We start from the raw sequence: 905 nt of genomic DNA, 5'->3' as shown, positions 1-905 counted from the left end.
GGTTATGTCAAATAGTCTGTGTAAACGAACAATATCCAAAGCATCTCTCTTCGTCCGTATATATGGTTGTAGGGTAGAGTGTTAGTGGAGGGATATCCCTCCACTAACACTCTTTCATCATTTTCTTTTATTCAGTTGAAGATCCATATCTCTCTTCAAACATCTTAAATATTTTTCTCTTCGCAAGATTAAAACCGGCTGTGTTTTTTGAGGTCCACGCATCGTTGTAGCCCTTCGATACTAAGAATACAATTTTCTCTACAGCTTCAATCGATGGCAGGCTGTTCATCGTTTTGAGCCTCTTTCTAATTTCTTTAATTGTACGCTCAATCATATTGGTCGTATAAAGGTATTTCCTGATTTGCATGGGGTATTTGAGAAAAGTAAGCAGCACAGCTAAGTCATCTTCCCAAGATTTGACCTCACGTTTGTATTTCTTCTGCCATTTTTGTTTAAATGCTTCAAAGGCCTGTTCTGCCTCATCATAAGTATTAGCTTGATATATTTCTCTAAGATCTGTCGTTATTTCATCTCGATCGAGAACTCTTACTTTTGATAATGTTCCCCGTACTTTATGTACCACACAACGTTGCACATCACCTTTAGGGTATACGGTTTTAAAAGCCTCTTCTAATCCAGATAACCCATCAAAGATACCTAATAAAACACGTTTAACACCACGGTTATAAAGACTTTCTAAAACATCTCTCCACCCACTGGCTGACTCACGTCCTCCTACGACGAACCCAAGAATTTCACGTTTTCCTTCTAACGTAATTCCTAAGACAATATAGATGGCTTCTTTCTCGACCGTACCTCGACGCACACTGAAATAAAGCCCATCTAAATAGAGAGCTAAATAGTCACTTTCTAAAGGGCGGTTTTGCCATTCATCAATGTCTTCG

At 38.7% G+C, this 905-nt stretch carries 1 protein-coding gene; it reads right to left on the bottom strand.

Features of this window, described 5'->3' with window-relative positions:
* Positions 1-127 precede the first annotated feature (127 nt).
* A partial coding sequence (locus tag M3196_RS21685) for an IS256 family transposase (RefSeq protein WP_251324369.1) occupies positions 128-905 on the bottom strand: 778 nt, incomplete at its 5' end.

Origin of the sequence: Fictibacillus nanhaiensis, assembly GCF_023715445.1 — a bacterium.
Taxonomy (GTDB): domain Bacteria; phylum Bacillota; class Bacilli; order Bacillales; family Fictibacillaceae; genus Fictibacillus; species Fictibacillus nanhaiensis_D.
Note: the sequence above shows the minus strand (reverse complement) of the source record. Positions and strands in the feature narration are given on the sequence as shown.